This window comes from Chitinophaga sp. MM2321, assembly GCF_964033635.1.
Lineage (GTDB): Bacteria > Bacteroidota > Bacteroidia > Chitinophagales > Chitinophagaceae > Chitinophaga.
Map to the genome: position 1 here is coordinate 5,841,263 of NZ_OZ035533.1, position 20,915 is coordinate 5,862,177.

Here is a 20,915-nt window from a genome sequence, read left to right on the forward strand (position 1 = left end):
CTGAGTATTTTAATCCCACAAATAAAAGGATATCTTAAGCCGGAATGGCCAGGCGCCAGGAAAAATAATGGAACGGTTATACCATTGATAATCGCCACGAAACAAGATTAAACCCTATCCTGTTACCTGAAAAGTGAAATATGCAAAAGGATCAACAGCAAGAACTGCTGCAACGGAAAGCAGTTATGCAAGATAAATTGGCGGTAAAAAATTTTATTACCACACAAATCCTGGATTGGCTCCCTGTTTATGATTACCTGTTGGCCCATCATATCAGGCATACCTTACGTTATCTGACCTGTACCAACCAGCAACTACAACCTTATTGGGAAGCATCGCTGGCTCAATTACCACTGGAACCCTATGGTTTCAATACCAGTCAGCTGTATAACGGAGAAGTATACACGATCCTTGAAAAAACGGATCGCCTTTTCCCTAATACATATCCCCTGCGATATGTGCCGGATTTACCCGTATTAACAGATGAACTGATACCTCCGGCTGTTGCTTTGGCACAGGCGGTGGATCATTTACAACTACCTGATGGGGAAGTATACCTGTTTTACCAGCGGTTTTCCCCGCTGCTAACCATACAACTGTCTGACCTGATAAGACATGCAGATGAACTAATAAACAGCTGGTATGCAGATACCAGCATCTGTGCGGCAGACGGCAGCTGGATGATTTTTTATTCTATTGAAGATATTTGGTACAGTGGTTATCCGGCTGCAACGGATAAACACCCATAAACTATGATAAGCTATGAAACAATGCTGGTTATTATTTTTAAGTCTTTTTATACTGCTGGAAGCTGGTGCACAGAAAATATCCTTAACTCCTAAAAGTGGCCATCAGGATCAGATCTATGCGAGCAATATTGCGCCCAATAACAAATATTTTGTATCGTTGGATCTGTCGGGAAGGGCCATCATCTGGGATATCGCCAACGCAGCACAAATGATGCAACTGTCGGATGTATTGGCCATTTCCTTTGCCGCAAACAGCCAGTCGCTGTACGTCGTGCATAAAGATAAAACCTTTTCCCGCGTGGGATTGAATGGCAAGCGTATTGAGTCCTTGTCAGCGCAGGCTTATAAACCCGGCGTAGATAGAGGCCGGGTATTCTATCCTCTTTCCGGCATTTATCTTACCGACAATTATATTTTTGATATCAGAAAAGGATATCAAAGAAAATTGGGGGTTCCGGAAGGAAACTATGGCGTTGAGCAGGATTATTCTCCTGTATTAAACCAGATCGCCGTGGCAGGTTTTAATGGCCAGCTATCCCTGATAGATGTTACCACCGGCGCATTTGTACGTCAGATGAAAACAGGCATTATCAGAACGCATTCCACGCTTCCAGCCATAAAATTCTCCCGGAACGGTGAATACGCGGTTGTATATAAATATGATACCATGAGCGTTGTTGATATTGCGGGAGAAAAAGTGATAAAAAAATTTAATAATACTGTCACCGCCGGGTATTATGCAGCCAATCTTTCACCGGATGGCAAAACCTTGGCCTGGATTGAATCAGGCAAGATCGTTTCTTATAATATTCCGCAAAATAAAGTCAGGTGGAGTACCATCCATCCCTTGACGGAAGACTATGGCTTTATGTCGGGGAAAGGCACTTTGCAATTTAACGAAGCGGGAGATAAAATACTCGCCGGTTCCGTGAGCAGGTTTATATGGATGGATGCCTCGACCGGAAAAATTGAAAAAGTTTTCTACAGCGAAAAGGTCAGGTACTTTGATTACCTAACGGTAGATAAGGAGAATATGAAATTTAGCGGGGTGCAAAATGATAAACGCATATTTTCCTGGGACTTACGTTCCGGGGCCATGGAACCATTTGATACCTCGTTATTATATGCAGCAGAAAGGGTGATAAAAGATGCCGATTTTAGTATCCGGAAATATCCAAGCAAGGGTAGAAGAAGTGTCAATGTGAGTCCGGATAAAAGATACATCATGAGCTTCCCGGATGAAAAATGTAAAAAAGAGGCTCAATCAGAAATACTGGTATATGACAGGATTGCCAAAAAGAATGTGTTTTCGAAACCCTGCGGCATTACGGATGCTTTCTTTGCAAATACTAAACCCTACATCGCGGTGATGGCGGATAGAGATCCTCATTTAGATCTGGAAATATATGATTTAACTACGGGTGCAAAAGTCCACACTTTTCCAGCCCTGGATGCTGGCTGGAGTAGTAACTATATGAATTTTTCTCCCGACGATAAGTACATCTTCACCAGGTCTAAGACCAAAGGATTTACGATCATTGATCTCGAAACCAAAGCAATAACAACAACGCCACCGGGATACATGCAAACCTTTAACCCTGAGTTTTATGGTTTCTTTAGGGGATTTACACCGGATGGAAAGTACGTCATGATGGAGCATAAAGGGCTTTATTTCATGGAGCTCGCCACCGGGAAAGTAAACACCTCAATGACCCTGCCGATAACGGATGTAAAACAATATCAGGAAGTACAATTCAGTCCTGATGGCAATTTCTTATTTGTGCGTGGGTCAGTAGGAAATATTCACCTGATGAACTGGCGTACAAAAAAAGTAGTGGCCAACCTCTATCCTGACATCATAAATGGTACCTGGGCGGTCATAGATATGGAGGGCAGGTTCGATGGTAACAGCAGCGTATTAAGTTCCATGTACCATGCTTCTGACAAAGATCTCGTGCCCCTGGATGCCATGTTTGAAAAATTCTATACGCCCAAATTACTGGCGCGTATCCTCAATGGAGAAAAATTAGATCCTATCCCTGATATCAATAACCTGGATAAGGTGCCTGTTGTAGCGATTAAATTCTCCGAAGGTTCCCGTAACCTTGTTGTGACCGATGAAGATGAAGTGGAAAAGATCATGACCAAAAACGGCAAAGCTACGCTGACCATTACCGCCACGAGTCCGGGCGATGGCGTTAGCGAAATAAGGCTATTCCGCAATGGTAAGCTGGTAGAAACCACCCGCAACCTGGTGGTGGAAGACGATGTAAAAAGCAAACGTGAACTCACAAAAACATATACAATCGATCTGGTGGAAGGCGCCAATACCTTTAAGGCTATCGCGCTAAACAATCAGCGTACAGAAAGCAAGCCCGTAGAACTGATCGCACAATACCAGCCCGATAAACCAGCGCCCAGCGCAGAGAACAGCTTTCAGATTCATTTACTGGTAGTGGGTATCAACACCTATAAGAATCCGAAGTACAACCTGAACTATGCGCTCGCAGATGCTACTGCTTTTAAAAATGTAATTGAAGGCGGTGCCAGGTCTTTATTTTCTAAAGTAAATACCCATTTCATCACCGATGCATCGGCCAGTAAAGCCGGTATCATAAAGGCTTTTAACGAAATCAAAACGAATGCACGGCCTAATGACCTCTTTGTATTCTATTATGCAGGTCACGGCGTTTTAAACGATGCCAAAGATTTCTTCCTCGTCCCTCATGATGTAACGCAGATGTATGGAAAAGAAGATGCCCTGGAAAATAATGGGTTCAGCGCATCTTTATTACAACAATATTCTAAAGAGATAAAAGCACAGAAACAGTTGTTCATATTAGATGCCTGTCAATCTGCCGGCGCGCTGGAAAATGTAATTGGCGCACGTGGCGCGCTGGAAGAAAAAGCAATAGCCCAGTTGGCCCGGTCCACCGGTACACATTGGCTCACTGCTTCCGGAAGTGAGCAATTTGCGTCGGAATTCGGGCAGCTGGGACACGGTGCATTTACCTGGTGTATTTTACAGGCGTTAAAGGGAGAAGCAGATAATGGCGACAAGAAATTAACCATCAAAGAACTGGATGCCTATTTACAACACAAAGTGCCGGATGTAACAGAAAAACATCGCGGATCACCACAGTATCCGGCCAGTTACAGTTATGGAAATGATTTCCCGTTTTTCATTGTTAAGTAAAGGTATCAGGTAATACCATAAACTATGATAAGTTATGAAGCAGTGTTGGTTACTATTTTTTAGTCTTTTCATACTATGGGAGGCTACCGCACAGAAAATATCCTTGTCGCCCAAAACGGCCCATCGGGACAACCTCACCATGAGCGATATTGCCCCCAATAACAAGTATTTTGCGTCGTTAGATACAAGCGGCCTCGCCATCATCTGGGATATAGCCAACGGCGCCCAAATGATGCAATTAAAGGGCATACGGGGTATTGCGTTTGCGGCCAACAGCCAGTCACTGTACGTATCGCATAAAGATTTATCCTTTTCCCGTGTGGGGTTAAATGGTAAGCTTATTGAATCCCTGTCTACGAAAACTTATAAAATCGACTCAGACATAGGCGGCGCATTCTATCCGCTTTCCGATATTTATCTTTTGGGAGGTCATATGTTTGATATACGGAAAGGATATCTAAAGAAGTTGGGCATGCTCAATAAAGATTTTGGTACTGAACAGGACTACTCTCCCGTATTAAACCAGATAGCGATGGCAGGTTACAACGGTTGGCTATCCCTGATGGACGGCAGCACCGGCGCAGTTGTTCACAAGATTAAGACCGATATTTCAATAACGAATTGGACGCCGCCGAAGGTGTTTTTTTCCAGAAACGGTGAAGCCGCAGTCGTATTTAAACCCGACTCCCTCAGTGTTGTTGATATTGCCGCAGGCAAAGTGATAAAAACAATCGTTCCGCCCAAAACCAATTTTTTTGCAGCTCATCTTTCTCCGGATGGTAAAACAGTGGCCTGGGTCGAAGAAAAGAAGATTGTTTCTTATAATATTGCGCAAAATAAAATCAGGTGGAGTGTTGCCCATCCATTCTCAAGCCGCTTGAATTTGGGGGGCGGTACTTTGAAATTTAATGAAGCGGGAGATAAAATACTCGCCGGTTCCGGGGGCGAATTTGTATGGATGGATGCGTTGACCGGGAAGATTGAAAAAACTTTTTACGGCGAAGCGGTCGGATTCTACCATTCCTTCACGTTAGACAAGGAGAACATGAAAATGAGGGCGACACAAAATTATGAACGCATATTTTCCTGGGACTTACGTTCCGGTGCGATGGAGCCATTTGATACCTCCTGCTTATATACTGCAGGGAAAGTGATAAAAGATGTTGATTTTAGTATCCGGAAATACCCAAAAAAAGGTAGAAGTAGTGTTGATGTGAGTCCGGATGGGAGATACATCATGAGCTTCCCGGACGAAAAATGCAAAGAAGAATCACAATCAGAAATACTGGTATATGACAGGATTACTAAAAAGAACGTGTTTTCGAAACCCTGCGGCTTCACGGAGACTCGCTTTGTCAATACCAAACCCTACATCGCGCTAGTGGTGGATAAAAACCCTCATAGAGATCTGGAGATCTACGATTTGACCACCGGCGCAAAGATCCACACCTTTCCAAACCTGGATATTAGCTGGAGTAGTGGCAATATGTATTTTTCACCCGATGACCGGTACTTCATCGCCCAAACCAAGACCCAAGGATTTACCATCGCAGATCTCGAAACCAAAGAAATAAAAACGATACCGCCGGAGTATCTGCAAACCTTCAACCCGAATTTCCATGGTTCCATCTGGGGATTTACACCGGATGGAAAGTACGTTGTGCTGGCGCTTGACGCGCTCTATTTCATGGAACTCGCCAGTGGAAAAGTGAACCCTTCACTCACCCTGCCGGCAACGGAGGTAGGACAATTTGGGGAAGTGAGTTTCACACCGGATGGCAACTTCATCTTTATAGAATATACAAAAAATTTCACGGGATATATGTGCGTGATGGACCGGCGCACCAAAAAAGTAGTGGCCAATCTATATCCGGACATCTACAAAGGTAATTGGGCGGTCGTAGATATGGAAGGCAGGTTCGATGGCAACAGTGGCGTATTAAGCACCATGTACCATGCAACCGACAAGGAACTCGTCCCCCTGGATGCCATGTTTGAGAAATTCTATACGCCCAGATTACTGGCGCGTATCCTCAACGGAGAGAAATTAGATCCGATTCCCGATCTCAACAACCTCAACAAAGTACCGACGGTGGCGATTACATTCTCCGAAGGCGCCCGTAACCTCCTGGTATCTGATGAAACTGACACGGAAAAAATCATGACCAAAAACGGTAAGGCTACGCTGACCATTACCGCCACCAGTCCGGGCGATGGCGTTAGCGAAATAAGGCTATTCCGCAATGGTAAACTGGTAGAAACCACCCGCAACCTGGTGGTGGAAGACGATGTAAAAAGCAAACGTGAACTCTCAAAAACATATACAATCGATCTGGTGGAAGGCGCCAATACCTTTAAGGCCATCGCGCTCAATAGTCAACGTACAGAAAGCAAGCCCGTAGAGCTGATCGCACAATACCAGCCCGATAAACCAGCGCCCAGCGCAGAGAGCAGCTTTCAGATTCATTTACTGGTAGTGGGTATCAATGCCTATAAAAATCCAAAGTACAACCTGAACTATGCACTCGCAGATGCTACCGCTTTTAAAAATGTAATTGAAGGCGGTGCCAGGTCTTTATTTTCTAAAGTAAATACCCATTTCATCACCGATGCATCGGCCAGTAAAGCCGGTATCATGAAGGCTTTTAACGAAATTAAAACGAATGCACGGCCTAATGATCTCTTTGTATTCTATTATGCGGGTCACGGCGTTTTAAACGATGCCAAAGATTTCTTCCTCGTTCCGCATGATGTGACGCAGATGTATGGAAAGGAAGATGCCCTGGAAAATAATGGGTTCAGCGCATCTTTATTACAACAATATTCTAAAGAGATAAAAGCACAGAAACAGTTGTTCATATTAGATGCATGTCAATCCGCCGGTGCGCTGGAAAATGTAGTTGGCGCACGTGGCGCGCTGGAAGAAAAAGCAATAGCCCAGTTGGCCCGGTCCACCGGTACACATTGGCTCACTGCTTCCGGAAGTGAACAATTTGCATCGGAATTCGGACAGCTGGGACACGGTGCATTTACCTGGTGTATTTTACAGGCATTAAAGGGAGAAGCAGATAATGGCGACAAGAAATTAACCATTAAAGAACTGGACGCCTATTTACAACACAAAGTGCCGGATGTAACAGAAAAACATCGCGGATCACCACAGTATCCGGCCAGTTACAGTTATGGAAATGATTTCCCGTTTTTCATTGTTAAGTAAAGGCAATTTGTGTGTTCTCAATTATTATTTACTTTCGTTTCCATGGAAAAGCAAATCATTAATACAACCAATGCGCCCGCTCCAATCGGGCCATATAACCAGGCTGTGAAAGCTGGCAATATGCTGTTTGTATCCGGACAAATAGCCCTGGATCCTGCATCAGGTCAACTGGTAACATTGGGTATAGCGGATGAAACTCACCAGGTAATGAAAAACATTCAGGCCGTACTCACCGCAGCAGATATGGGTTTTAATGAAGTGGTGAAAACCACCATCTTCCTCACAGATATGAACACCTTTCCACAGGTAAATGAAGTGTATGGCAGCTATTTCACCGACAATTATCCTGCCCGTGAAACAGTTCAGGTAGCGGCATTACCAAAAGGAGTGAATGTGGAGATTTCAGTGATTGCAGCTAAATAATGCTGCAAGCAGGTGATTGTATTGGTAGCCGGGGGCTAACTCCGGCTACCAATATATTTTATTTCTTTCCAAACAAAGTAGCGGCTAACCTTGCATCATGGCCATACACATCATCCCGGAAATTCAGATTGCCTTTACTATCTACAAATGCCGTGAAGTAGCCTATAAATACCGGAATCCTTTCTTTTAACGTCACATATTTTTCTTTGCCGGCATTCATGGCAGCATCAATTTTCTTTTCTGTCCAGGTGGAATCATCACGCAGCAGCCATTCTGCCAGATGCTTGGGTTCTGCTACCCTGATACAGCCATGACTGAAAGAACGTTTGTTCTCTCCAAAAAGATAGCGTGCAGGCGTATCATGCAGGTAAATATTATACTCATTGGGAAACAGGAACTTCACTTTACCCAGTGAATTTTTGGGACCAGGACGCTGCCGTACTATATAAGGAAAATTACCACCGGAATATTTATTAAAGTTGATGGAACCCGGAGAGATGACCTTTCCGCTGGCGCCTACTATTTCCATATTTTGTCTTGCCAGATAGCTGCCGGCACCGCGTTTGAGGCCAGGCAATACTTCTTTCGCCAGGATGCCCGGCGGTACATTCCAATATGGACTAAACACTACATAGCGTAACTCTTTGGTGAAGATGACCGTGTTAGCACCCGGCTTTCCTACTACCACATTACAGCTCCAGTCCAGTTTACCTTTATCGTATACATGCATTCTGAATTCGGGAATATTCACCAGGATATAATCGGTAGTGGGTTCCAGCGGCACCCAGCGTAAACGTTCCATATTTATCAGCACCTGGCTGATCCGTTGCGCTATCGGGGTGTTCAATGCATCCAATACATTTTGTTTAATAAGACCATCTACTTTCATGCCCATACGCAGTTGAAAGTTGCGCACCGCACTATCCAACTCCACGGTAAACCGGCTACTGGTATCAGTTCCCGGCAAATCACCCCATGCTTCCAGCCTGTTTTTAATCGTCGCAATAACAGCAGCGGAATCTCCCTTTTTAAAACTTTTCTGGGTGGTTTTAATAGAATCCCATTTCGTAGATGCTTCCAGGTTAGCCAGTCTTTTCAGTTCGTTGCGCAGTAATTTGTATTGCCTGTTTACCGGCTCGTCTTCTTCAAAAGCATTGGATTTTTTATTGACCATAGAGTCCAGCAGGCTGGCCATATCTATTTTCTTCCGTGGAATAAACCATTCCAGGTCTTTGGCAGAATCGGCGGTAAGACCGCCCCACACTTTATTGCCATAGGCAAAAAACTGTGCAGTGAGCAGCATTTCAAGACGTGGAATGGAAGTATCTCCTGGCTTTAATCCTACATCGCTCACCAGCAGGGTGTCTGTCAATTTTTGCAGTGCAGGGTTCATCAGGCTGCTATCCCTGATGCCATAGGCGGCATCGTTCTTCATCATATTTATGAAGTTGCCTGCCTGTTCTGTCAACCCATCCTTATTAATCCATGCATAGTGATAACCGCGTTTGCGGTAGAAGTTCTGAATATATTCATCATATGCATCGTATGCATGATTTGCGGACAGAAAGCTGTTCACGTAGTTGCTGTCCAGCGATTGTTCAATGTATTCTTCCTTGCTGTAATGAGTGGTATCTCTGGCTTTCGGCTGCTTCCGAACACCGCTTTGCTGCTGGCAGGCAGCAAAAATAAACAGGGCCAGTAAGGTGAATGAGGCGTAAAGACGTATAGTCATAAGCGTAATGGATGTATTTTATAACTGAAAACAAACACAACATATACAGCCTGGGAGCAAGCCGTATAACGGCCATAAATGTATGAAATATATATACTTATACCGCAAGGGGTTGTTAAAAACTATTTCACGTACTATCTTGGGAAGATCAAAATCATTACGGATATGACAAAGCCCGTTGCCTTAAACAACCTGCCGGTAAAAAATACAGTTGCCGGCCATTACGGCCGTTTCGTTCATGGAGAGCGGAGTACGCTTGCTTTCTGGGAGATCAGCGAAGGCGCCATATCGCCCATGCATCAGCATCCGCATGAGCAGATCACTTATGTAGCAGCAGGAATATTTGAAATGGAAATAGATGGGGTGAAGTATGAATTACTGCAACATGATACGCTGGTAATTCCGCCTAATGCCCTTCATGGTGGCCGGGCGGTAAAAGATTGTAAACTGATAGACAGCTTTTGCCCGGTAAGAGAGGACTACAGATAGGATTGGGTTATTTTTTGATTTACGAATTTAGGGATTTAAAATGCAGCGAAGGTTTTGCGTAGATCTTCGCTGCATTTTAAATCCCTAAATTCGTAAATCAAAAAATAACCCAATATTTTAGAGCTTTATTTCTTCGTCATTGGCATCAAAGAAGCGGTATTCTGTAAGATGATAATTGTTATCCGCTTTCAGTTTGATCCATTTCTTGTAATGGAAATACCATTTCCATTGTTTGGAGGAGAAGAAGCCTTTAGTAAGATAAGCGTACAGGATGGGGTGTACCCGGATGGTTAACCCTTTGTGCTGGTGATTGAGGAGATACAGCAGGTTCTTCTCAATATCTTCCAGGATAAGCATGGAAGCACCTATTTTGCCGGTTCCTTTGCAGGTAGGGCAATCTTCCGCAACAGAAATCGTGATCTCAGGTTTTACCCGCTGACGGGTAATTTGCATGAGACCGAATTTGGAGATGGGGAGAATGGTATGTTTGGCCCTGTCCTGTGCCATGAACTTCTCCATTGCTTCAAAAACTGTCTTTTTATTCTCAGGCAGTTTCATATCAATGAAGTCGATAATAATAATCCCTCCGAGGTCGCGCAGCCGTAGCTGGCGGGCTATTTCGCCGGCGGCTTCCAGGTTGGATGCCAGGGCATTCTGTTCCTGGTTGTTGCTGGAGCTTTTGTAGCCACTGTTTACATCAACTACGTGTAGTGCTTCCGTAGCTTCAATGATCAGGTACACGCCGCTATCGAGGTTCACGGTTTTACCGAATGACGCCTTTACCTGACGGGTAATACCGAAGTTATCGAAGATGGGTGATCCGTTGTTATAGTAGTTAACGATATCCTGCTTTTCAGGTGCAATCTTCTGGATATATGTTTTGGTATCCGTGTAGATGTTTTTGTCGTTAATAACGATCCGGTTGAAGCTTTCGTTGAGCAGGTCGCGGAGGATGCTGGTTGTTTTGGTTTGCTCGCTCAGGATCTTTTGCGGGGCTACGCCGCCGCTCAGGTTTGCCTGGATATTTTTCCAGGTTTGAACGAGTGTGGTAAGATCTTCGTGTAGTTCTGCTGTTCTCTTTCCTTCTGCTGCCGTTCGTACAATTACACCAAAGTTAGGTGTCTTGATGGCCTCAACTATTTTCTGTAATCTTTTTCTTTCCTCGGAAGAGTGGATTTTTTTTGAAACTGCAACAATGTCATTAAAGGGTGTTAACACGATAAACCTTCCGGGTAAAGAGATTTCACAGCTCAGGCGGGGGCCTTTGGAAGAAATGGGTTCTTTCAGAATTTGTACGAGGATATTGGGTTTTCCGCCCAACACATCTGTAATTTTACCGGTCTTTACTATTTCTGTTTCATTTTTAAACTTAGTGAAATCAAATCCTTCAGGGGTTTTATCGCTGATGGCGGTTGCAGTAAATTTAAGAATAGAACGGATATAGGGGCTGAGATCCGTGTAATGTAAAAAGGCATCTTTTTCGAAGCCTACGTCCACAAAAGCAGCGTTTAAGCCGGGAATCAGCTTTTTAACCTTGCCCAGGTATAAATCGCCGACTGCAAAGTTAGGGTTGCCACTTTCGTGGTGTAACTCCACTAACTTTTTATCTTCCAGCAACGCAATTTCCACTCCTGTGGGTGCCGCATTTATAATAAGTTCCTTATTCAAGCGTCCAAAATTTTAACCTTTAAAACTTCACCTTTTATGCTATACACACAGCTATCCAAGAACAGCTTACTGCTTACTGCATACCAAACAATAGCCTACTATAAAGTTAGCATATTCTTCACCGATGTGATGATGGATTGCTCAAGGGTTCAGCGATCACGACAGGCAATCTCCGGAGAATTTAAATTGCGGGATCTATGGAAACAACCTGCATGACTCAAGCAATTTAAGACTAAATGCCAGAATCATGCAGGATATATGAAAATTTTTATCCGACCACCGCGCCGGGGCAATACCTGATTAGTATAAATGGCGGGAAACTGGAGTAATTATTTCTTCTTACTTTTATGCCGGTTCTTTCTCAGTCTTTTTTTACGCTTATGAGTGGCAATCTTATGTCTTTTTCTTTTCTTACCGCAAGGCATACGCTTATACGTTTTTAAATGATTGAAAAAATAAATATTATTGAATACTTTTAATATAACTATCTACTTCCTTCTTCAATTCCGGATCGGTCATGAGCTGTTTGCTTTTCTCAAACAATTCAATTGCTTTCTTTTTATCTCCCTTACTCCTGTACGATTCTGCCAAAACAAATAATACTTTGGCATTCTCCGGATGCTTTTTCATAACATCTTCCAGTCGTTCGATAGCTTTATCATATTGACCGGATGTGATAGCGAGGTTTGCTAAAGTAACCTGTGCATCGATGTTATCCGGGTTTGCAGCCACTACTTCTCTCAGCTTTCCAACACCTGTCATCGGTTCACCGGTGTTCATGTACACCATAGCCTGTGATATTTTCAGTGTGTCGTTGGCCGGGTTTAATTTTATAGCCTGATCAAATAGTGCAATTGCCTGATCGGCTTCCCATTTTGCGATCCGCGGCTCTGCCGCATGCTGCAAGTGAGCTAAAAATAAATTGGCTGCAAAGGTGAGGCTTTTTTCGGAATTTTCCAACTTGGCGGCTTCTCCGAGATAATACGCCGCTACGGGCAGCTGGTTAAGGCTGTCCCAGGTCGAATACAATTGTTTGTACGCAGCTATTTGCTGGGCTTTCACGTCACCGCGTACCACATTGGTTTCTATTGTATTAACCAATAAAAGTTTTTCAGCAGGAATTTTACCCTTTGCTGTTTCCAGTAATTCGGAAAAGGCAATAGGTTCTACGGCCTGACCGCCCTGCATAGGAGCGGCAGTTGACATAGCCTGTTTTTCAGACTTGGGCACAGTACGGCCGAAGGCATATAATACCACCAATAATGCTATAGCAGCACTAACCAGAAGAACTTGTGATTTTTGCATGGCCTAATAATATTAGGCTGCAAAACTAAGAACTTTTAAGCTTCTTTACCTCAGCAACAAATTCTTTCGAAGGTTTGAATGCAGGAATAAAGTGCTCCGGAATCTCCACAGCCACGTTCTTCTTGATGTTGCGGCCAATTTTGGCGGCCCTTTTCTTTGTGATAAAACTGCCAAACCCGCGGATGTAAATATGTTCTCCATTAGCCAGGGCTTCTTTCACCTCTTTAAACATGGCCTCAAGAGTGACTAAAACATCTACTTTGGGGATGCCGGTTTTTTCAGCAATGTTGTTAATTAAATCAGCTTTTCTCATATGAAAGAGAGAGGATTACTTTACTCTCAAAGTTAATTTAAAAAATTTTAATTGCTGAATTTTAAGCAAATAAATTTTATTATTTTTCATTATACCTGTTTTGGGAATAATTTATATTTATTTGCAAGCCCGGAAATGGGTAACTGGTATACCATATAGGGTTTTTGCACAGCTTTTGCCATATCAATATACTAAATAATTTTATTAAAATAATATATAAATGATAGCTTCCCGACTTTTTTTTACTGAAAAATTACTGGAATGGAACCGGGAAGTGAATACCCGCAGCATGCCCTGGAAAGGCGAAAAAGATCCCTACCGTATATGGCTATCCGAAATTATACTACAGCAAACCCGCGTAGAGCAAGGCTTACCGTACTATGAAAGATTTATAACACACTACCCTACGGTACAAAAACTCGCTACAGCCCCCGAAGAAGAAGTATTCCGTCTCTGGCAGGGCCTGGGCTATTATGCCCGCTGTAAAAATATGCTCGCAGCCGCCCGCGAAATTACCAACATCTATAAAGGCGTCTTCCCCCGTGAATACGAACAGATCAAAGCATTGAAAGGCATTGGTCCCTACACGGCCGCGGCCATAGCATCCTTCGCCTTTAATCTGCCATACGCCGTACTGGATGGAAACGTATACCGGGTACTATCCAGGTTCTTTGGCATTGAAACGCCTATCGACAGCACCGCCGGCAAAAAACAATTCGGCGAACTGGCCATGGAACTCCTGCCTCCGGACCAGTCAGCTCCTTATAATCAAAGCATTATGGATTTTGGCGCCATTGTATGCAAACCACAGCAACCACTTTGCCAGGAATGCCCGCTGAACAGGAAATGTATCGCCCGGCAGCAACAGCTCGTATCATTACTTCCCATCAAATCAAAAAAACTGCAGATCAAAAAAAGATATTTTAATTACCTGCTGGTAACCTTTAACGAGGAGATCTACATCCGTAAAAGAACAGAAAGCGATATCTGGCAAAACCTGCACGAGTTTATATTGATAGAAACCGCTGCCCCGCTGGACTTTACACTATTACAGGCCACCGATGCTTTCAAAGAGATCTTTCAGCATACCCCTTTTACAGTTGTAAATATTGCGGCGCCTGCCAAACAGCAACTCACGCATCAAACCATTCATAGTCAGTTCGTTACCCTTGCTGTGGAAAAGCCACTACAGGTAAAAGACTACCTGCTTGTATCCCGGAAGCTGCTGCCTAAATACGCTTTCCCAAAAACAATCACCACCTTCCTCCAAAGTAAAAGCCTGCAATTATTCTGATACCTGACGCATATAATTATTATAATATATATTAACGACTAACATACCAGAATCTTATAAGCCGGATCTGTAAACCGGCTCAACCTGCTGCCAGTAAGAAATTTTTCCCTATCGATTGGAAAAAAATATTAACTTTAAGAAGGTTGTTTATTCATTAAAAGAAGAACATTTTAACAATAGGCAAAAAAAACCTACAACTATGAGAGGTGTTAATAAAGTAATCTTGATAGGCAATTTAGGCAGAGACCCGGATGTACAGTTTCTGGAAGGAAATATAGCAGTGGCAAAATTTTCGCTGGCTACCACCGAAACATTCAAGGACAGGGCTGGTAAGCTGATTTCACAAACGGAATGGCACACAGTAGTACTCTGGCGTGGACTGGCAGAGCTGGCGCAGAAATACCTGCACAAAGGCAGCCTGGTATATATTGAAGGTCGTTTGCGCACCCGCAGCTGGGAAGACAAGGAAGGCAATAAGAAATTTGCTACCGAAGTTGTAGGCGACAACCTGGTTATGCTGGATAAACGCATGGACCTCAATAATACAGACCACCCCGTACCTCACCACAGCAGTTCAGGTGCTTCCTCTGGAGAAAGTTTCCCGAATATGGAAATTCCCCCTTCATTGAATGAGCCTGCAGACGATCTGCCCTTTTAGTTGTATAGAGATATTAGTTTTAAAGTAGGTAATCCCGTAATGGGACATTACTTATATTTGCGTGCAGGGAAGGCAGTTCCATGAATTATAATTCCCTTATTTTTGATTTATTACATCAAAGTTAAATATCTTGGAGATCCTCTCGGCAAGCAATTTTTCCTGTTTGTTACAAGTGAATACACCCATTGCCGCACCGAATATGGTGGTATTCCTACTTGTTCTTTTTGTTCTACTGCTGCTCACCTTCATCGTTGCCGGTGCAGAAGTAGCCTTCTTTTCCCTGAACTACAAGGATCTGAATGTGCTTAAAACCCGGCAAAACGCATCAGGCAAACTCATCACTAAATTGCTGGAAAAGCCAAAATCACTCCTGGCCTCTCTACAAACAGCCGGTATATTGTTGATGATCGCCTTTATCATGATCACCAATTACCTGGTAACACAAATGGAAGACCTGCAAACACTGCCGGTCGTGTCTTTTGTGGTGCGCATCGCCCTCATATGCCTCGTATTGCTGTTCTTCGGACAAATACTCCCCCGCGTATGGGCCGCACAGAACAATATCCGCTTTGCCACCTACTTCGCCTGGCTGGTCAGCCTTATCCACGCAACGCTGGAGCCTGTCAGTGACTTTTTCGTTGGCATCAGCGGCAGCATTGAAGCCAAACTGTTCCACCGCGGCAGCGGACCGGTAAACTACCAGGAAATTGACGAGGCCATAGAAATGAGTGTAGACCCTACCGCTTCCCAGGAAGAAAAAAATATTCTCAAAGGCATCCTTAAATTTGGCAATATCACCGTAAAACAGATCATGCGCGGCCGCCTGGACGTGAATGGCATGGAATACGACAGCTCTTTTGAAGATGTCATCAAACGGGTGGCCGACCTCCACTACTCCCGCCTGCCCGTTTACAAAGGCAATCTGGACAGCATTGTGGGCGTCATCCACACCAAAGATCTCCTGCCCCACCTGCAGAAAGGCAACACATTCGACTGGCACGAAGTAATGCGCCAGCCCTTTTTTGTACATGGTCACAAACTGATCGAAGACCTCCTCGCCGAATTCCAGAGCAGAAGAATGCACTTCGCAGTAGTAGTAGATGAATTTGGCGGTACCTCCGGTATTGTTACCCTGGAAGATATCATGGAAGAAGTGATCGGCGATATTAAAGATGAGTTTGACGAAGAAGAATTCAACTATAATAAGTTAGATAACTTTACCTACGTATTTGAAGGGAAAACCATGCTAAACGACGTTTGCCGTATCATCAACATCTCTCCGGATACCTTTGAAACCGTAAAAGGTGAAAGCGACTCCCTCGGTGGCTTAATACTTGAACTGGCCGGAAAATTTCCGGAGGAAAACAGCGTTATCAATTACAACAACTACGATTTCACTGTACTGGAGGTGACCAAAATGCGCATTCAGAAAGTACAGGTAACCATCAGGCCCGATGCCGCAGATCAGGCATAAGCCAGCAAATGTGAATAGTAAAATGCCAAATTTAAAAGGAAAGGCTATCGCCCTTTTTTCCCTGCTGATATTATTGCTCGCCGCCTGTGATAATACCTACACGCCGAAGCCAAGAGGATATTTCCAGGTAAAATTCCCGGAAAAAAAATATCGCCTCTTCGACATGCCCGGATATCCTTACACTTTTGAATACCCGGTATATGCAGACGTGGTAAAAGACACCTCCTTCTTCGGTGAAAAACCCGAAAACCCGTACTGGATCAATATCGATTTCCCTTCTCTACATGGTAAAATCTATCTGAGCTATAAAATTATCGGCAAAAACAACAACTTCCAGAAACTGGTGGATGATGCCTTTAAAATGACTTACAAACACACTTACAAGGCCGAATATATTGATGAAAACAAGATCCACACGGCCAACAATGTAAGCGGTACTTTCTACGAAGTAGGCGGCAACGCCGCTTCTGCCAAGCAGTTCTTTGCCACCGATTCGGTAAAACATTTCCTCCGGGGAGCCCTCTATTTCGATGCTTCCCCCAAAGCAGACTCCCTGGCGCCGGCCAATCAGTTCCTGGAACAGGATATGTGGCATCTCGTAGAAACCCTCCGCTGGAGATAAGCGCGTAATCCCCTAACTTTGTGGTCTTAAAAGATCGTCTGTTTACTATGTACAACAGACAAAAGAATAATCCGGATGATCATCATTGACGATAAATACATAAGTGACGAGGTAATTGAAGAGCAATTCGTATGCAATCTGTCGGCCTGCAAAGGAGCCTGCTGTGTGGCAGGCGATTGTGGCGCCCCACTGGATAAAGCAGAAGTAAAAACGCTGAAAAAAATATATCCGCAGATCAAATCCTACCTGAGGAAAGAGGGCATCGAAGAAATAGAGAAAACCGGTACCAATACCACCGACGACGAATACGGCTACGTTACCCCTATCGTGAATAAAGGCATTTGCGCCTATGCCACCATAGACCCCAATGGAATTGTTGGTTGCGGCATAGAAAAAGCATACAACGACGGTGTAACCGATTTTAAAAAGCCGGTTTCCTGTCATCTCTACCCTATCAGGATTAAGAAATATGAATCTTTTGAGGCTGTGAACTATGACCGCTGGGATGTTTGTAAACCAGCTTGTAAAAACGGTAAAACATTGCATGTTCCCGTATATCGCTTCCTGAAAGATGCACTGATCAGAAAATACGGCACGGAATTTTATGAAGTGCTAGATAAAATTGCAACTAAACAATATAAATGAGGAATTACGAATCGTAATTTCTTCACTTGTTAGTTATCTTTACTCAGGAATTATTGTTCGCTTATGCATCAAACAGCCTCCACTTTTCTGGACGAAAGTGAAAAGAAAGCGTCGGATCTTAGTCACCGTCAGACTATAAATTTTAATATCGGTAAATACAATACAGCTGTAAAAGCCGGTAAGCACCAGTTTACGGACCTCCCCGGCGCACGCGAAAGAGCCAAGAACATTAAGTGGAGAGCTATTGAACACCTGGATAATCACCTGGAAGAATTTGAAACCAACTTCACCAAACGTGGTGGTAAAGTCATCTGGGCAGAAACAGCTGAACAGGTTCAACAGGAAATTCTCGCCATCTGTAAAGCCAAACAATGCAAAAGTATTGTGAAGAGCAAGTCTATGGCTACGGAAGAAGTACACCTCAACTCATTCCTGGCAGACAATGGTATTGAATGCGTGGAAACAGATCTGGGTGAATATATACAACAACTGGATGGCGAACCGCCTTATCATATTGTTACACCGGCCATGCACAAAAGCAAGGAAGATGTAGCCCGCCTGTTTACAGAAAAACTCGGTACGCCCCCTGATCTTACCCCGGAACAACTAACACTCGTTGCACGGGAAAAGCTGCGTCAGAAATACCTGGAAGCCGAAATTGGCATCACCGGCGCCAACTTCATTATAGCCGATACCGGCTCTGTTGCAGTCACTGAAAATGAAGGTAATGCCCGTCTCAGCACGGCTTTCCCCAAAACGCATATCGTATTGGTAGGCATTGAAAAGATGCTGCCTTCCGTGAGCGACCTGGCGCTTTTCTGGCCGCTGCTGGCCACCTATGGTACCGGTCAGCAGATCACTGTCTACAACTCTATCTTTAGCGGCCCACGCAAAGAAGGTGAAATAGACGGACCGGAAGAAATGTATGTAATACTGATGGATAACGGCCGTACCAATATCCTGAAAGACACCACCGCACGCGAAAGTCTTTACTGTATCCGTTGCGGCGCCTGTCTCAACGCATGCCCTGTATATAAAAATATTGGTGGTCACAGCTACGCCACTACTTATAGCGGTCCTATCGGCGCCGTGATCACACCACATCTGCAAGGGATGGATTCGTATATGCATCTCAGTTTCGCCTCTTCTCTTTGTGGCAACTGTACAGAAGTATGTCCTGTGCGTATTAACCTGCACGAATTACTGCTGCACAACCGGCAGAAAGCAGTGGAAGAGAATTTCACTTCCGGTGGGGAAAAATTTGCCTGGTTTGCCTGGAAACAGGGCTGCAATAGCCGCAAAATGATGAATATGGCCAGCGGTAAGATGAAGAATTTCCTGTTGAAAAGATTTTTTGCGAAAAGTTGGGGAGATAACCGCGAGTTACCCGTATTTGCCGCCAAATCCTTTAACCAGCAATGGAAAGAGAGAAATAAACACTAATCTTCCTTTACTTTAAATAATACGTTTACTGTTGCTTTGGCGGGCTTACCGTCTGTAGCCGGTGTCCATGCCGGACCTTCTCTGAGCACCCGGATGGCTTCCGCATCGCAGGCGGCATTCAAACTGTTGACAACTTTAATATCCTGCAATGAGCTGTCGGGCATCACGGTAAAGGATATACGAACAGTACCAGTAAATTTATTATCGGGATTTACGGTATGGTCATGAAGATATTTTTCGAAAGCAATAAATCCTCCTACAGGCGACACACGCTCCTCATCTCTTTGTACATCTGCTTTCATCATCACGGATTTATTTGCCATTTTTCCGCTGAAAGCAACGGTTTCTCTTTCTGACCGGGCAGCCATGTTGCTATCGGCGGAGAACCTTTTCATGGCCGTAGGGCTGGCCGATGCCAGAGCTGGCGCAGGTTCCAAAGATGGTTCAATCTTTCTCCTGTTGGCAGCCACCGGCGGTGCTACTTCATCAACAGCAGCTTCGGGCTGACTGGCTGCAGGCTGTTTATCTTTCTTGGCAGCTATAGCAGGTACCTGCTTCGTCTCCAATTCGGGAGCGGCGGGCTTAATTGTATTGGTTGCCGGCGCAGCGGCATGTTCCGACAATACCTGCGATACCGCCGTATCCTGTAAGGCGGACGGCGGAATATCCATCTTTGCAATAGGTGCTTTGCTGTTTTGCTGGTTCAGCAGGAACCAGCCACCAGTGATCATCAACAACAGGATGGCGGCAGCAGCGGCACGGCGGTAATACATAGGACGCACAACTGCTTTGCCAGGTGCCACACGGGCAGCCAGGCGGGCAGTAAGATCATCCTGGTGTTCCTGCTGATCCGGCGCATGCATGGCGTACCCTTCCAACGCATCAGCCAGGAACGGGTCGTCCAGTGCCTGGCGTTCCAGGGCATGCATAGCTTTATCATCCAGCTCACCCGCCAGGTATTGGCGTATGAGTTCGGCGCTTACCATTACTTTTTTATGTGGTTCCTTGTCAGGCATGTTGTTGTTCCATACATATTTTCAGGTTACGCTTTCCATTCTGTATATAGCTTTTCACCTTGTTCATTTCGTATCCCGTAATCACGCACACCTCGCGGTAGCTTTTTTCTTTCAGGTAAAACAGGTCCACGCTGCGCTTCTGCTCTTCCGGTAAGGTTTCCAGGCATTTTTCCATGGATTGGAGGTTGTCCTCCAGCGTAATTCCGTTGTCATGATGCCCCGTTTCTCCGTTTTCCATAAGGGGGTACTCATCTACTGATACATGCAGCGATTCCTTATTCTTCATGGCGCGCAGCTTCATCAGGCAATGGTTGCGTGACAGCACATGTAGCCAGCTTTTAAAGTTTTGTACCTCGTGCTGTTTCAACTTAGTGATCAGTTCCTCGAAAATCAGCATCACAGCATCCTTACTGGCTTCTTCATCAAAATATTGCAGACATACTCCATACACGAGGTTGATATACCTTTGATATAGCGCAGCCAGGTAGTCCAGTTTGCCGGTAGCTTTATACTCCCGGATCAAATCGGCATCCGCTGCATCCTGCATGATATTTTGACGAATAAATTCCAAACTGATAAATCCGTGGTTTTAAAACAACATTGCCCTGTAAGGCAATGTCATGATGTGCAATGATTGTCTTTACAGGGCAATATAATATAAATCGTTCTTC

Annotated in this window: 18 protein-coding genes; 11 read left to right on the top strand and 7 right to left on the bottom strand. The window is 44.4% G+C overall.

All coding sequences use genetic code 11. From position 1 onward, the window contains the following. Window positions 1-140: 140 nt before the first annotated feature. From ABQ275_RS22840 to ABQ275_RS22855, 4 genes are read left to right on the top strand one after another with little or no spacing between them, the layout of a single operon-like run. Window positions 141-749, top strand: coding sequence for a hypothetical protein (locus ABQ275_RS22840; protein ID WP_349315454.1), 609 nt, complete (start codon window positions 141-143; stop codon window positions 747-749). Window positions 750-762: 13 nt separating this feature from the next. Beyond that, window positions 763-3,945, top strand: a complete 3,183-nt coding sequence (locus ABQ275_RS22845) for a caspase family protein (protein ID WP_349315455.1) — start codon at window positions 763-765, stop codon at window positions 3,943-3,945. Between the two features lie 34 nt (window positions 3,946-3,979). Next, entirely contained in the window at window positions 3,980-7,162 is a 3,183-nt protein-coding gene (locus ABQ275_RS22850; protein ID WP_349315456.1) for a caspase family protein, read from the top strand. Between the two features lie 42 nt (window positions 7,163-7,204). Beyond that, entirely contained in the window at window positions 7,205-7,585 is a 381-nt protein-coding gene (locus ABQ275_RS22855) for a RidA family protein (RefSeq protein ID WP_349315457.1), read from the top strand. A 58-nt stretch (window positions 7,586-7,643) separates the two neighbouring features. On the opposite strand, the gene ABQ275_RS22860 is transcribed toward ABQ275_RS22855, so the two are convergent. Continuing rightward, the gene (locus ABQ275_RS22860; protein WP_349315458.1) at window positions 7,644-9,317 is read right to left on the bottom strand and encodes a L,D-transpeptidase family protein; all 1,674 of its coding nucleotides are present in this window, start codon (window positions 9,315-9,317) and stop codon (window positions 7,644-7,646) included. Window positions 9,318-9,482: 165 nt separating this feature from the next. Here ABQ275_RS22860 and ABQ275_RS22865 point away from each other — a divergent pair, with 165 nt between their 5' ends. Then, entirely contained in the window at window positions 9,483-9,806 is a 324-nt protein-coding gene (locus ABQ275_RS22865; protein ID WP_349315459.1) for a cupin domain-containing protein, read from the top strand. Window positions 9,807-9,923: 117 nt separating this feature from the next. On the opposite strand, the gene ABQ275_RS22870 is transcribed toward ABQ275_RS22865, so the two are convergent. The 4 genes from ABQ275_RS22870 to ABQ275_RS22885 all read right to left on the bottom strand — a co-directional run bounded on the left by ABQ275_RS22870 (window position 9,924) and on the right by ABQ275_RS22885 (window position 13,092). After that, complete coding sequence (locus tag ABQ275_RS22870; RefSeq protein ID WP_349315460.1) at window positions 9,924-11,474, bottom strand: Rne/Rng family ribonuclease; 1,551 nt, start codon at window positions 11,472-11,474, stop codon at window positions 9,924-9,926. Window positions 11,475-11,803: 329 nt separating this feature from the next. After that, window positions 11,804-11,899 (bottom strand): AURKAIP1/COX24 domain-containing protein, encoded by a 96-nt coding sequence (locus ABQ275_RS22875; protein ID WP_225889701.1) that lies wholly within the window; start codon window positions 11,897-11,899, stop codon window positions 11,804-11,806. Window positions 11,900-11,936: 37 nt separating this feature from the next. After that, complete coding sequence (locus ABQ275_RS22880; RefSeq protein ID WP_349315461.1) at window positions 11,937-12,779, bottom strand: tetratricopeptide repeat protein; 843 nt, start codon at window positions 12,777-12,779, stop codon at window positions 11,937-11,939. A 25-nt stretch (window positions 12,780-12,804) separates the two neighbouring features. Beyond that, window positions 12,805-13,092 (bottom strand): HU family DNA-binding protein, encoded by a 288-nt coding sequence (locus ABQ275_RS22885; RefSeq protein WP_073084475.1) that lies wholly within the window; start codon window positions 13,090-13,092, stop codon window positions 12,805-12,807. A 220-nt stretch (window positions 13,093-13,312) separates the two neighbouring features. Between ABQ275_RS22885 and mutY the strand changes: the two genes are divergently transcribed. The 6 genes from mutY to ABQ275_RS22915 all read left to right on the top strand — a co-directional run bounded on the left by mutY (window position 13,313) and on the right by ABQ275_RS22915 (window position 19,228). Further along, entirely contained in the window at window positions 13,313-14,386 is a 1,074-nt protein-coding gene (mutY, locus tag ABQ275_RS22890; protein ID WP_349315462.1) for an A/G-specific adenine glycosylase, read from the top strand. A gap of 199 nt (window positions 14,387-14,585) precedes the next feature. Continuing rightward, window positions 14,586-15,044 (top strand): single-stranded DNA-binding protein, encoded by a 459-nt coding sequence (locus ABQ275_RS22895; RefSeq protein ID WP_349315463.1) that lies wholly within the window; start codon window positions 14,586-14,588, stop codon window positions 15,042-15,044. Between the two features lie 172 nt (window positions 15,045-15,216). Beyond that, window positions 15,217-16,518 (top strand): gliding motility-associated protein GldE, encoded by a 1,302-nt coding sequence (gene gldE / locus ABQ275_RS22900; RefSeq protein ID WP_349318806.1) that lies wholly within the window; start codon window positions 15,217-15,219, stop codon window positions 16,516-16,518. A gap of 22 nt (window positions 16,519-16,540) precedes the next feature. Beyond that, entirely contained in the window at window positions 16,541-17,140 is a 600-nt protein-coding gene (gene gldD, locus ABQ275_RS22905; RefSeq protein WP_349315464.1) for a gliding motility lipoprotein GldD, read from the top strand. A 75-nt stretch (window positions 17,141-17,215) separates the two neighbouring features. Further along, window positions 17,216-17,785, top strand: a complete 570-nt coding sequence (locus tag ABQ275_RS22910) for a DUF3109 family protein (RefSeq protein ID WP_349315465.1) — start codon at window positions 17,216-17,218, stop codon at window positions 17,783-17,785. A gap of 63 nt (window positions 17,786-17,848) precedes the next feature. Next, a complete protein-coding gene (locus ABQ275_RS22915) occupies window positions 17,849-19,228 on the top strand; it encodes a LutB/LldF family L-lactate oxidation iron-sulfur protein (protein WP_349315466.1) in 1,380 nt (459 codons plus the stop codon). Here the strand turns inward: ABQ275_RS22915 and ABQ275_RS22920 are convergent. Next, window positions 19,225-20,244 (bottom strand): energy transducer TonB, encoded by a 1,020-nt coding sequence (locus ABQ275_RS22920; protein ID WP_349315467.1) that lies wholly within the window; start codon window positions 20,242-20,244, stop codon window positions 19,225-19,227. The two genes, ABQ275_RS22915 and ABQ275_RS22920, sit on opposite strands and share 4 nt — an antisense overlap. Next, entirely contained in the window at window positions 20,237-20,815 is a 579-nt protein-coding gene (locus ABQ275_RS22925) for a sigma-70 family RNA polymerase sigma factor (protein WP_349315468.1), read from the bottom strand. The genes ABQ275_RS22920 and ABQ275_RS22925 overlap by 8 nt, the downstream gene beginning before the upstream one ends. Window positions 20,816-20,915: the final 100 nt, after the last annotated feature.

Excerpts from the sequence above, each read along its gene's own strand:
- ABQ275_RS22850 (WP_349315456.1), top strand. The coding sequence starts at position 3,980 with ATGAAGCAGTGTTGGTTACTATTTTTTAGTCTTTTCATACTATGGGAG.
- ABQ275_RS22920 (WP_349315467.1), bottom strand. The coding sequence starts at position 20,244 with ATGCCTGACAAGGAACCACATAAAAAAGTAATGGTAAGCGCCGAACTC.
- ABQ275_RS22860 (WP_349315458.1), bottom strand. The coding sequence starts at position 9,317 with ATGACTATACGTCTTTACGCCTCATTCACCTTACTGGCCCTGTTTATT.
- ABQ275_RS22840 (WP_349315454.1), top strand. The coding sequence starts at position 141 with ATGCAAAAGGATCAACAGCAAGAACTGCTGCAACGGAAAGCAGTTATG.
- ABQ275_RS22865 (WP_349315459.1), top strand. The coding sequence starts at position 9,483 with ATGACAAAGCCCGTTGCCTTAAACAACCTGCCGGTAAAAAATACAGTT.
- ABQ275_RS22885 (WP_073084475.1), bottom strand. The coding sequence starts at position 13,092 with ATGAGAAAAGCTGATTTAATTAACAACATTGCTGAAAAAACCGGCATC.
- ABQ275_RS22910 (WP_349315465.1), top strand. The coding sequence starts at position 17,216 with ATGATCATCATTGACGATAAATACATAAGTGACGAGGTAATTGAAGAG.
- ABQ275_RS22880 (WP_349315461.1), bottom strand. The coding sequence starts at position 12,779 with ATGCAAAAATCACAAGTTCTTCTGGTTAGTGCTGCTATAGCATTATTG.
- gldD (WP_349315464.1), top strand. The coding sequence starts at position 16,541 with ATGCCAAATTTAAAAGGAAAGGCTATCGCCCTTTTTTCCCTGCTGATA.
- ABQ275_RS22875 (WP_225889701.1), bottom strand. The coding sequence starts at position 11,899 with ATGCCTTGCGGTAAGAAAAGAAAAAGACATAAGATTGCCACTCATAAG.
- ABQ275_RS22855 (WP_349315457.1), top strand. The coding sequence starts at position 7,205 with ATGGAAAAGCAAATCATTAATACAACCAATGCGCCCGCTCCAATCGGG.
- ABQ275_RS22895 (WP_349315463.1), top strand. The coding sequence starts at position 14,586 with ATGAGAGGTGTTAATAAAGTAATCTTGATAGGCAATTTAGGCAGAGAC.
- ABQ275_RS22915 (WP_349315466.1), top strand. The coding sequence starts at position 17,849 with ATGCATCAAACAGCCTCCACTTTTCTGGACGAAAGTGAAAAGAAAGCG.
- mutY (WP_349315462.1), top strand. The coding sequence starts at position 13,313 with ATGATAGCTTCCCGACTTTTTTTTACTGAAAAATTACTGGAATGGAAC.
- ABQ275_RS22845 (WP_349315455.1), top strand. The coding sequence starts at position 763 with ATGAAACAATGCTGGTTATTATTTTTAAGTCTTTTTATACTGCTGGAA.